General features: G+C 69.5%; 10 protein-coding genes. 4 read left to right on the top strand and 6 right to left on the bottom strand.

The annotated features are described in order from the left end of the window. Nucleotides 1-238: 238 nt before the first annotated feature. Entirely contained in the window at nucleotides 239-955 is a 717-nt protein-coding gene (locus tag F3J15_RS35690; RefSeq protein WP_166897236.1) for a FadR/GntR family transcriptional regulator, read from the bottom strand. 134 nt (nucleotides 956-1,089) lie between these two features. Between F3J15_RS35690 and F3J15_RS35695 the strand changes: the two genes are divergently transcribed. The 4 genes from F3J15_RS35695 to F3J15_RS35710 are packed head-to-tail and all read left to right on the top strand — an operon-like array spanning nucleotide 1,090 to nucleotide 5,823. Continuing rightward, a complete protein-coding gene (locus F3J15_RS35695) occupies nucleotides 1,090-1,887 on the top strand; it encodes a (Fe-S)-binding protein (RefSeq protein ID WP_166897239.1) in 798 nt (265 codons plus the stop codon). Next, the gene (locus tag F3J15_RS35700) at nucleotides 1,884-2,618 is read left to right on the top strand and encodes a lactate utilization protein C (protein WP_166897242.1); all 735 of its coding nucleotides are present in this window, start codon (nucleotides 1,884-1,886) and stop codon (nucleotides 2,616-2,618) included. The genes F3J15_RS35695 and F3J15_RS35700 overlap by 4 nt, the downstream gene beginning before the upstream one ends. After that, nucleotides 2,615-4,060, top strand: coding sequence for a LutB/LldF family L-lactate oxidation iron-sulfur protein (locus F3J15_RS35705; protein WP_166897244.1), 1,446 nt, complete (start codon nucleotides 2,615-2,617; stop codon nucleotides 4,058-4,060). The genes F3J15_RS35700 and F3J15_RS35705 overlap by 4 nt, the downstream gene beginning before the upstream one ends. A gap of 50 nt (nucleotides 4,061-4,110) precedes the next feature. Then, nucleotides 4,111-5,823 carry a lactate permease LctP family transporter gene (locus tag F3J15_RS35710; RefSeq protein WP_166897247.1) on the top strand — a complete coding sequence of 571 codons (1,713 nt, stop codon included), beginning with the start codon at nucleotides 4,111-4,113 and terminating at the stop codon, nucleotides 5,821-5,823. 100 nt (nucleotides 5,824-5,923) lie between these two features. On the opposite strand, the gene F3J15_RS35715 is transcribed toward F3J15_RS35710, so the two are convergent. The 5 genes from F3J15_RS35715 to F3J15_RS35735 all read right to left on the bottom strand — a co-directional run bounded on the left by F3J15_RS35715 (nucleotide 5,924) and on the right by F3J15_RS35735 (nucleotide 10,267). Beyond that, entirely contained in the window at nucleotides 5,924-6,685 is a 762-nt protein-coding gene (locus tag F3J15_RS35715; RefSeq protein WP_089446404.1) for a M48 family metallopeptidase, read from the bottom strand. A gap of 196 nt (nucleotides 6,686-6,881) precedes the next feature. Next, nucleotides 6,882-7,664: a glycosyltransferase family 2 protein gene (locus F3J15_RS35720; RefSeq protein WP_166897250.1), complete on the bottom strand. Its 783-nt coding sequence runs from the start codon at nucleotides 7,662-7,664 to the stop codon at nucleotides 6,882-6,884. A gap of 125 nt (nucleotides 7,665-7,789) precedes the next feature. Further along, nucleotides 7,790-9,091 carry an endoribonuclease L-PSP gene (locus tag F3J15_RS35725; protein WP_166897253.1) on the bottom strand — a complete coding sequence of 434 codons (1,302 nt, stop codon included), beginning with the start codon at nucleotides 9,089-9,091 and terminating at the stop codon, nucleotides 7,790-7,792. An 87-nt stretch (nucleotides 9,092-9,178) separates the two neighbouring features. Beyond that, nucleotides 9,179-9,895: a 3-oxoacyl-ACP reductase FabG gene (gene fabG, locus F3J15_RS35730; protein WP_166897254.1), complete on the bottom strand. Its 717-nt coding sequence runs from the start codon at nucleotides 9,893-9,895 to the stop codon at nucleotides 9,179-9,181. Between the two features lie 111 nt (nucleotides 9,896-10,006). Continuing rightward, nucleotides 10,007-10,267 (bottom strand): phosphopantetheine-binding protein, encoded by a 261-nt coding sequence (locus F3J15_RS35735; protein WP_069249366.1) that lies wholly within the window; start codon nucleotides 10,265-10,267, stop codon nucleotides 10,007-10,009. Nucleotides 10,268-10,873: the final 606 nt, after the last annotated feature.

Here is a 10,873-nt window from a genome sequence, read left to right on the forward strand (position 1 = left end):
AAGAGGTGAACACGGAAACTTCCTCGACTGGCGGGACAAAAGGCCCGCATGCGCCGCGGCGCGCGGCTGGCGCGCGGTTCCGGCCGATTCTAGTGGGCGCGCGATGAACCGGTCAATCGCGCGGGGCGGCGCCGGCCACTTCGAGGCGCAGGCGTGCCGCCGACTGCCGGGCATCGATGCCCCGCCGCGCCGGAAGCGGCCGCGGGACGGGCCACGCGCCAAAGCGGTCCAACCAATCTCAGGCGCCATCGCCGCTGCGCTCGAAATGGCTGCGCACATAGTCGATATGCGTCTGCATCGCGGTGCGCGCCTCCTCGGGCCGTTGCGCGCAGATCGCGTCGCACACGACGCGGTGCTGCAGCAACAGCAGCTCGGACGCCTGCTCGTCGTGCGTCGTCATGCCCGCCACGTTGATCGAAATGTGCTCGCGCAGCATCCCGATCACGCTCGTATGCAGGTGCAGGAACATCGTGTTGTGCGACGCGAGCGCGATCGCCTCGTGCAGCTTCGCGTCGGTCGCGGCTTCGACGCCCGCGGCGCCGTTCGCGTGCGCGGTTTCGAGCTCGCGCAGCAGCGCACGGATCCGGCGCCGGTCGTTCGCATCGGCGCGAAGCGCGGCGAAATACGCGGTCGCGCCTTCGAGCACGCGGCGGAACTCGAGGATGTCGTCGCGCAGCGCCGGGTGATCGGCGACCAGTTGGCCCCACGGCGACGCGATGCCAGCACGCAACTGGTCCGTCACGTAGACGCCCGCGCCGCGCCGGCTCTGCAGCAGCCCGCGCGCGACGAGCCGCTGCGTCGCCTCGCGCACCGTATTGCGTGCGACGCCATATTCCTGCGCGAGCACGCGCTCGGCCGGCAGGCGCGCGCCGGCCGGCCACGTGCCGTCGAGCAGCGCCGTCTCGATCTTGCGCATCACCACTTCGGTCCGGCCCCGTGCCGTCATCGCTGCCATCGTCGCGTCTCCCTGCGGATTACCTGCCACGCCGATTGGCCCAACCAATTTGAGCTGCGGCGCCGTCGCGGGAATTATGCAGCGAAATCGTCGTCCCGCATCCGCATGCCGGGCCGTCGCCTCTGGAGCGAGACATGAACCCAAGGCAGTACCCCGCCGCCACCGCGCACGTCTATCTGTTCGCGACCTGCCTCGTCGACCTGTTCGTCCCCGAAGCCGGGCTCGACGCGGTCCGCCTGCTGGAACGCGAAGGCCTGACCGTCCACTATCCGCGCGGCCAGAGCTGCTGCGGGCAGCCGGCGTACAGCAGCGGCAACCCCGACGAGGCGCGCCGCGTCGCGGCCGCGCAGCTCGACCTGTTCGCCGAACCGTGGCCCGTGATCGTGCCGTCCGGCTCGTGCGGCGGGATGATCCGGCACCATTGGCCGGCGCTGTTCGCCGACGATCCCGTCCACGGCCCCAAGGCCCGCGCGATCGCGGAACGGACCTACGAACTCACCGAATTCCTCGTACACGTGCTCGACGTGCGGCTCGATGCGCTCACCGCGCCGGCCGGCGCCGACGAGCGCGTGGTACTGCACACGTCGTGCGCGGCCCGCCGCGAGATGGGCACACGCGTGCACGGCGTCGCGCTCGTCGACGCGCTGCCGGGCGTGACGCGCATCGAACACGAACGCGAATCCGAATGTTGCGGCTTCGGCGGCACGTTCTCGCTGAAGCATCCCGACATCTCCGGCGCGATGGTGCGCGACAAGGTCGCGTCGGCCTGCGCGACGGGCTGCGACCGGCTCGTGTCCGCCGACTGCGGTTGCCTGCTGAACATCGGCCACGCGGCCGACCAATCCGGCGCGCCGCTGCCCGTCGAGCACCTCGCCAGCTTCCTGTGGCGACGCACGGCCGGCGCCGCATCGCTGCGCGGAGACAAGCCGTGAGCGCGCGCGACGCAATCCTCCAGCGGCTGCGCGCCTCCGCCCCGGGTGTCGCGGCAGCGGCCGCCCCCGCACTCGACGCACGCATCGACACGCATTACGACACGCGCCGCGCACAGACCGGGACCGGACACGATCCGCACACGCTTGCCCACGCGATGCAGGCCGCGCTCACCGCGTCGCACGCGGACGTCTGGTGCGCGACCGGCGACGAATGGCCCGCGCAGCTCGCCGCGCGGCTCGCCGAGGCCGGCGTGCGCCGCCTGCTGCTCGATCCGGCCCGAGCCGAATCCGCGGCGCTCGCCCGCGCGCTGCCCGACACGGTCGCGCCGGTGCCGTTCGACCGGCCGATCGACGCGTGGAAGACCGAACTGTTCGACACGATCGACGCGGGCTTCACCGTTGCGCGCTCGGGCATCGCGGCCACCGGCACCGTCGTGCTCGCACCCGATGCCGGCACGCCGCGCACGGTGTCGCTGGTGCCGCCGCTGCACGTCGCGCTCGTCCACGCGAGCACGCTGCATCCCGACCTGCACGCGGCAGTACACGCGGAGCGCTGGCAGGCCGGCATGCCGACCAACCTCGTGCTGGTATCGGGCCCGTCGAAGACCTCCGACATCCAGCAGACGCTCGCCTATGGCGCGCACGGTCCGCGCCGCCTGTGGGTCGTGATCGTCACCGATACGGCAGCCGCCGGCCCGGCCGCCACCGCCCGCGAGGACTTCCCGCAATGAGCGACCACACGCTGCAATTCGTCGCCCCCGGCGACTTCAAGACCCGCGTGCGCGCCGCGCTCGACGATCCCGCGCTGCGCAAGAGCTTCCGTGGCGCGATGGACTTCCTGCAGGGCAAGCGCGCAACGCAGTTCCCCGACGACACCGAGCTGCAGCAGCTGCGCGACCTCGGCGAAGCGGTGCGGCAGCACGCGCTCGCGCAGTTGCCCGCGCTGCTCGAACGGCTGGAGACGAAGCTCACCGAAGCTGGCGTGCACGTGCACTGGGCCGAGACGGCCGCCGACGCGAACGCGATCGTGCTCGGCATCGCGCAAGCGAAGAAGGCGCGCCGCGTGATCAAGGGCAAGTCGATGGCGAGCGAGGAAATCGAGCTGAACCACTCCCTCGCGGAGCACGGCGTCGACTGCATCGAATCCGACATGGGCGAATTCATCGTGCAGCTCGCGGGCGAGAAGCCGTCGCATATCGTGATGCCCGCGATCCACAAGACGCGCGGCGACATCGCCGAGCTGTTCGAGGCACACATCCCCGGCACGCGCTACACCGAGGACGTCGACGAGCTGATCCAGACCGGCCGGCGCGCGCTGCGCCGTGCGTTCGCCGACGCGGACATCGGCCTGTCCGGCGTGAACTTCGCGGCGGCCGACACGGGCACGCTGTGGCTCGTCGAGAACGAAGGCAACGGCCGCCTGTCGACGACGGTACCCGACACGCACGTCGCGATCATGGGGATCGAGAAGGTCGTCGAGAAGCTCGAGCACATCGTGCCGCTGTCGAGCCTGCTCACGCGCTCGGCCACCGGCCAGGCGATCACGACCTACTTCAACCTGATCTCGGGCCCGCGCCGCGACGGCGAACGCGACGGCCCGCGCGAGCTGCATCTCGTGCTGCTCGACAACGGCCGCACGCAGGCCTACGCGGACGAGCAGTTGCGCGCGACGCTGCAGTGCATCCGCTGCGGCGCGTGCATGAACCACTGCCCCGTCTATACGCGCATCGGCGGCCACGCATACGGCACGACCTACCCGGGCCCGATCGGCAAGATCATCTCGCCGCACCTGCTCGGCCTCGACGCGACGGCCGACCTGCCGACCGCATCGACGCTGTGCGGCGCCTGCGGCGAGGTGTGCCCGGTGCGGATTCCGATCCCGCAGCTGCTCGTGCGGCTGCGCACCGAGGCGAACCGCAAGCCCGACGAACCCGTCGCGCATCCGCTGCGCGGCCAGGGCGCGAACTACAACCGCGCGGAAGACCTCGTGTGGCGCTTCTGGTCGGGTGCGTTCGCGCATCCGCGTGCGTACCGCGCGTTCCGCTGGACCGCGACGCGGCTGCGTGCGCTGACGCCGGCAAAACAGATGGGCTGGACGCAGCACCGCACGCCGCTCGAACCGGCGCCGCGCAGCCTGTCCGACCTGCTGCGCGCACGCGGCCAGCCCGAATAGCCGTTTCGTTTCTCAAGCCGTATCGACAAAAACCTATGGAGGAGACATCCATGCAGGCCTGGCATCAGATCTACACCCCGCTCGGCAGCCTCGGGCTGTCGGCGTTCGTCGCCGCAATCCCGATCATTTTCTTTTTCGTCGCGCTGGCCGCGCTGCGGCTCAAGGGCCACGTCGCCGCGGCGATCACGCTGCTGCTGTCGCTCGGCGTCGCGATCCTCGCGTACGGAATGCCCGTGCCGCAGGCGCTCGCGGCGGCCGGCTTCGGCTTCGCGTACGGCATCTGGCCGATCGCGTGGATCATCGTCGCGGCCGTGTTCCTGTACAAGATCGTCGTGAAGACCGGCCAGTTCGACATCATTCGCGCGTCCGTGCTGTCGATCACCGACGACCAACGCCTGCAGATGCTGCTGATCGGCTTCTCGTTCGGCGCGTTCCTCGAGGGCGCGGCCGGCTTCGGCGCGCCCGTCGCGATCACCGCCGCGCTGCTCGTCGGCCTCGGCTTCAAGCCGCTGCACGCGGCAGGACTGTGCCTGATTGCAAACACGGCGCCGGTCGCGTTCGGTGCGATGGGCATTCCGATCATCGTCGCCGGGCAGGTGACGGGCATCGACCCGTTCCATATCGGCGCGATGGCCGGCCGCCAGCTGCCGCTGCTGTCGCTCGCGGTGCCGTTCTGGCTCGTGTTCATGATGGACGGGCTGCGCGGCGTGCGGCAGACCTGGCCGGCCGCGCTCGTCGCGGGCGGCAGCTTCGCGGTGACGCAATACTTCACGTCGAACCACATCGGGCCCGAGCTGCCGGACATCACGTCGTCGCTCGTGAGCCTCGTCGCGCTCGCCGCGTTCCTGAAGGTCTGGCAGCCGCGCACCGCGAAGCAGACGGCCGGCGGCCTCGTCGCGTCGGGCGGCGGCGCCGCGCTCGCGGGCTTCGGCGGTACCGGCTCGTACAACGGCTTCGGCACCGGCACGAGCCGGCAGGCGTCGCCGTACACGCTCGCGCAGACCGTGCGCGCGTGGTCGCCGTTCCTGATCCTGACGGCCGTCGTCACCGTATGGAGCATCGCGCCGTTCAAGGCGCTGTTCGCCGCGCACGGCGCGCTCGCGTCGACCGTGCTGAAGTTCCATGTGGCGGGGCTCGACCAGCTCGTCGTGAAGACCGCGCCGATCGCCGCGACGCCGAAGGCGCTCGACGCGGTGCTGAAGATCGATCTCGTGTCGGCAGTGGGCAGCGCGATCCTCGTGACCGCGCTGATCTCGATGGCGCTGCTGCGGATGAAGCCGCGCGACGCACTCGTCACGTTCGGCGAGACGCTGAAGGACCTGACGCGCCCGATCCTGTCGATCGGCCTCGTACTCGCGTTCGCGTTCGTCGCGAACTATTCGGGGATGTCGTCGACGCTCGCGCTGATGCTGGCCGCGACCGGCGCCGCGTTCCCGTTCTTCTCGCCGTTCCTCGGCTGGCTCGGCGTGTTCCTGACGGGCTCGGACACGTCGTCGAATGCGCTGTTCTGCTCGCTGCAGCAGGCCACGGCCCATCAGCTCGGCGTGCCCGAGACGCTCGCGGTGGCCGCGAACACGACGGGCGGCGTGACCGCGAAGATGATCTCGCCGCAGTCGATCGCGGTCGCCTGCGCGGCGACGGGCCTCGTCGGCAAGGAATCGGAGCTGTTCCGCTTCACGGTGCGGCACAGCCTGCTGTTCGCGGTGATCGTCGGGCTGATCACGCTCGCGCAGGCGTACGTGCTGCCGGGGATGGTGCCGTAAGCGGCGCCCGCCCTAAAAACAAAACCCCACGCCCGGAAGAGCGTGGGGTTTTTCATGTCGCCGCTTGATCGCCCGCCGCGGCAGGCGACCGATTGCGCGATCAGCTGCCCTTCGCGATGCGATCCTCGATGTGCTGCGCGCGGCTCGCCGACGACGGGTGCGAATCCATCATCGAGCTCTTGCCGCCATCCAGCTTCGCGAGCTTCTGGAATGCGGTGACGAGGCCCTTCTGGTTCATACCCTTCTGCTTCATCAGGTCGAACGAGTAGTCGTCGGCCGCGCTTTCCTGCGTCTGCGAGAACTGCGCGTTGATGAACTTCTCGGTGATGTCGCCGAGCTGCGAGCTCGTCAGTGCCGCCACGCCCGGCGATGCCGCGCCGGCCGCGGTGCGCGCCGCGCTGACCGCGTAGGCCGTCTGCATCGCCTTCTTCGAGTGACCGAGTGCAACGTGGCCCATTTCATGGCCGATCACGCCGCGCAGCTCGTCGTCGTTCATCTGGTCCATCAGGCCGCTGTACACACGCACGCAGCCGTTGCCCATCGCCCACGCGTTGACGTCCTTGGTCATGTAGACCTTGTAGTTGATCTTCTGGCCGTTCAGCGTCATGTCGCCGAAGCCCTTCATCACTTTCGTCAGGCGCTTCGCGTACGCGCTGTTCGCCGGCGCGATCTTCGATTCGGCATCGCTCGCCTTGCACGAGTCGTTCGACAGTGCGGCGATGTCGCTGTCCGACAGCGTCGCTGCCTTGTACAGGCTGGTCCCCGCCGACGTCAGGCTGTTCGCGTCAAGGCTCTGCACCCCGCCGCACGCGCTCAACAGAAACGCCACGCCACACGCTGCCACCGCTTTCTTGAGTTGCATCCCGGAATCCCTCGATAGTTGTATTTGGGAGCGGCGATTTTGCATAATCCGGCAGAAAATTACCAGATGTTTACATCCGATGACACGTTGATTACTCAACGAACTGGAACGAAGCGGCGCGTCGGCACGGGATTGACGACGAAAAACGGAGCAATCGCCGCAGGCGGGCGGCGACCGGAAGGGGAAACGGGCGGGCTCAGGCCGTCTGGTCGCGGCGTCGCGTCAGCCGCCGCGCGACCAGCATCGGCAGCCGGACCGCGAAACCGGTGAACAGGCGCAGGTGCATCCACGCGAGCAGCGCGTTGTCGCGGCCGTAATGGAAGTGCGAGACGCCGCCCTCGTGCCGGCCGAAATAGCGCACCGGCGCGTCGATGCGGATCGGCCGCACGCCGGCCCAGCACAGCCGCACGGCCGCCTCGGGATCGAAATCGAAGCCGCGCATCCAAGGCTGGCGGCGCATGATCGCGGCCAGCGGCGCGACCGGATAGACGCGAAACCCGTACAGCGAATCGCCGATCCCGGCCCACAGCGTCTCGAGGTCGGCCCACGCGTTCGACAGACGGCGGCCCTGCACGCGCAACTGCGGCGCGCTCGCGTCGAACTTCGGCACGCCCAGCACCATCGCGTCGGGCGCGGCCTGCGACGCAGCCATGAACGCGGGAATCAGGTCGGCCGGATGCTGGCCGTCGGAATCCATCGTCAACACGTGCGTGAAGCCGCTCGCGGCCGCCGCGTCGAGCCCGGCGAGCACCGCGGCGCCCTTGCCGCGGTTCTCCGGCAGCACGATCACGCGCAACCCCGGGTCGCGCTCGGCCATCGCCTGCAGCCGTTCGGCGCTGCCGTCGGTGCTGCCGTCGACGACGACCCACACCGGATTCCACTGCGCGCGGGCATTGCGCACGGTCGTGTCGACCTTGGCGCCCGGGTTGTAGCTCGGAATCAGGACGAGATGGGTGGACGAGGCGTGCAGCTTGGACATGGAAACGGCCGATTGCGAAGACGGGGATCCTGACAAAAGTTTATGACTTGCCGGCGACCGTCGGCAGGCTTCGTCGACGTCTCCCGCGTGCGGGGCCGGTTGCTCGATCGTGAGGTTTTCTCGCTTCATGACAACCACGCCTCCTCATGACCCGCGCTGGCCTCGATCTCGACCAGCAGGTCGTCGCGGCACACGTCCGCATGAACGACGAGCGGCCGCACGCCGGGGCCGGCCGCCTCGCGCAGCACGTGCTCGATCGCGGCCAGCGCCGCGGCATCGCCGGCGTCGCGCACGTAGACGCGATAGCTCAGGTCGGCGAGCGAGAACGGGCCGTGCCCCTGGCGCGTGGCCTGCTCGAGCACGGCCGCGAGGTTCGCAACCGTCTCGCGCGTCTGCGCGACGACGTCGCCATGATGCACGGTGCGGTGCCCGACGATGCTCGCGGTGCCCGACACGAACAGCACCGGCGCGGCATCGCCTTCCACCCAGGCGGCGGCGCGCGCGAACGTCGGCGCCCGCGGGCCGTACTCCGCCGGATAGTGATATGCGCTGACCTGGCGCGGGTTCTCGACCGGATCGGCCGGCGTGCGGCTCGCGAGGAAATGGATCGCGAGCGGCGCGGCCGGCGATGCATCGCCCGCGACCGGCACGACCGAGCCGAGCGCACATGCGGCCGGCACGCCGCCCGTCAGTGCGCGGCGGCACGCATCGAACGCGTGCTGGCGGCCGATATTGAACTGACGATAGCGCTCGATCCCGAACTGCACGGCATTGATCGCCGGCACGGTATTCCAGATGCGCAGCGGATGCGGCATGCCGAGCGCATCGAGCACGTCGAACAGCGTGTGGTACGCGTCGTGGGTCGCGCGTTCGAGCGGTGTGCCGCTGTCGTGCGATTCGTTCGCCTCATGTGCTTCTTCGTGCACGAGGATGCTACCGAACACGAGGCCCGCCGTTTCGCTGTACCGATAGTGCAGTGCGCCGCGCCGTTCGCTGCGCAGGTCGCGCGCATGGCATTGCCAGATTTCGCAGACGGCGTCGTCCGGCGCGATGCCGGCGCCGAGCAGCGTCATCGGCACCGGTGCGACCGGCAGGTCGGGCACGACATCGGCCAGCATCCGTGCCGCCGCGTCCGCTCGTGATTCGGCGTGCGATGCCGTGCCCGCGCCAATGCACACCGCACCCAACGCGCCGGGAAACGCGCGCTCGAATCCATCGCCACGACCACGCGCATCGTGCAGCAACGCGGCGAGCCGCGCATGGCTCATCCGGACGAGCCGCAGTGTGCGGCCGCCGCCGTGCGCGAGCGCTTCTTCGCCCGATCGCGATGCGGTCGGCCCGGCCGCCGTCTGTCCGCGCACGACGGGCGCGGCAGAGGACGACAGGGAACACGGGCGCCATTCGGCGTCGACTGGATGCACGGACACTTCGATTTCCTCACTATGCGGCGCAGGCCGCGCAACATCGCGGCCTGCGCCGCGTTGCGTTACGTCACGCCGACGCTGCGCGCTTCGTCAGGCGAGCCCGCCGTTGACGGACAGCACCTGTCCCGTCACATAGGCCGCGGCGTCGGACACCAGATACGCGACCATCGCCGCGACTTCGTCGGGCCGGCCCGCGCGCTGCGCGGGCACGAGCTGCTTGATGCGTTCGGCGGGAAACGCGTGCTCGGCCATCGGCGATTCGATGATGCCGGGCGCGACCGCGTTCACGGTGATGCCGCGCGACGCGAGCTCCAGCGACAGCGACTTCGTCGCACCGATCAGCCCCGCCTTCGCGGCCGCGTAGTTGACCTGCCCGCGATTGCCGGTCACGCCGGCCACCGACGCGATGTTGACGATCCGGCCGCGCCGCGTGCGGATCATCGGCAACAGCAGCGGCTGCGTGACGTTGAAGAAGCCGTTGAGCGTCACGTCGAGCACGCTGTGCCACTGCTGGCGCGACATGCCGGCCATCGGCGCATCGTCGTGAATGCCTGCGTTGTTGACGAGAATCTGCACCGGCGCATCGTCGATGAACGGCTTCAGCGCGGCGAGCGTCGCATCGGCGTCGGTCACGTCGAACGCGATCGCGTGCGCGGAGCCGCCGGCCGCGACGATCTGCTGCGCGACGGCCTCCGCCTGCGCGAGATGGCGGTTCGCATGGACCCACACTTCATGGCCGGCCTGCGCGAGCGCCGTGCAGATCGCCTGCCCGAGTGCGCCGCTGCCGCCCGTCACGAGCGAGCGCATCGAATTGCTCCGTTCATCGCGTTCCACCTCGATCGACGCGGCCGCGTATCGTCTGCCGATCGCGGCCGCCTGCCGTCCTCATCGGCGCGTCGCGCCCGTGCGCGGACGCCGTCACTTCGTGCGGTGCGCGGCGACGTACGCAGCCAGTGCACCGAGCGTCGCAAAGATCTTCTGGTTGTCCGGATTGTCCGAACGCAGCTCGAAACCGTATTTCTTCGAGATCAGCAAGGCGATTTCCAGGATGTCGATGGAGTCGAGCCCGAAACCCTCGCCATACAACGGGGTCTCGGCCGTCACGGTGTCGAGCGTGACGTCTTCGAGATTCAGTTCGCCGATGATCAGCGTGGCGAGCTCTTGTTCCAGTGCGTTCATCATGCGTGCGGGCAGGCGGCCCGTGGCAGCGGAAGGCGCACGGAAACGGCAATCGCCATGCACGCCCGGCGCGTGCGAATCTCCGTCCCTCCGGCGTCTGCCGGCTTCCCCGCCTGCTTTATTTGGGGATCGTTTGTAAAAGTTACGCGGATTCTAGACGAACGGGTATCGGGCCGTATACCGCCAATGGTTACAGACTGGCGAGCCGGCTCCGCGGCCCGTTTCGGGACCCGAATGCACGAGACGCTTGAGCCGCTTCGGATGGAAATGGACCGACCCCGCGAAACCGTTCGTCCGGCGCCATACAATCGGTTACAAAACCCGTTCGCGCCCGCCCCGAACACGCCGTGCCGCGGCCCTAAAATGAGCGTGCCCGACCACCGGCCCGGACCCGCGTCCCGGCCGCCATTCATATGATGTTTGACGGCCCGACCACCGCGTCCGGCCACGATCCGCCCGATGTCGCCAGTCATGCCGCGCCCGTCCTTCCGCTCCGTTCCGGTTCGCCCGTCCGTCCGCTGCCGCCCGGCCGCCGGGCACGCGTTCGCGCGCCGCGTGTGCGGAGGCCGCCGATGAGCCGGCTGCTGCCCGTCGCGCGCGGCATCG

Source organism: Burkholderia sp. Ap-955 (genome assembly GCF_011753045.1).
Lineage (GTDB): Bacteria > Pseudomonadota > Gammaproteobacteria > Burkholderiales > Burkholderiaceae > Burkholderia > Burkholderia lata_D.

What these genes read in the sequence shown, in the direction of transcription:
- F3J15_RS35720 (WP_166897250.1), bottom strand. Translation starts at nt 7,664, where the DNA reads ATGTCCAAGCTGCACGCCTCGTCCACCCATCTCGTCCTGATTCCGAGC.
- F3J15_RS35710 (WP_166897247.1), top strand. Translation starts at nt 4,111, where the DNA reads ATGCAGGCCTGGCATCAGATCTACACCCCGCTCGGCAGCCTCGGGCTG.
- F3J15_RS35695 (WP_166897239.1), top strand. Translation starts at nt 1,090, where the DNA reads ATGAACCCAAGGCAGTACCCCGCCGCCACCGCGCACGTCTATCTGTTC.
- F3J15_RS35735 (WP_069249366.1), bottom strand. Translation starts at nt 10,267, where the DNA reads ATGAACGCACTGGAACAAGAGCTCGCCACGCTGATCATCGGCGAACTG.
- F3J15_RS35705 (WP_166897244.1), top strand. Translation starts at nt 2,615, where the DNA reads ATGAGCGACCACACGCTGCAATTCGTCGCCCCCGGCGACTTCAAGACC.
- F3J15_RS35715 (WP_089446404.1), bottom strand. Translation starts at nt 6,685, where the DNA reads ATGCAACTCAAGAAAGCGGTGGCAGCGTGTGGCGTGGCGTTTCTGTTG.
- F3J15_RS35690 (WP_166897236.1), bottom strand. Translation starts at nt 955, where the DNA reads ATGGCAGCGATGACGGCACGGGGCCGGACCGAAGTGGTGATGCGCAAG.
- fabG (WP_166897254.1), bottom strand. Translation starts at nt 9,895, where the DNA reads ATGCGCTCGCTCGTGACGGGCGGCAGCGGCGCACTCGGGCAGGCGATC.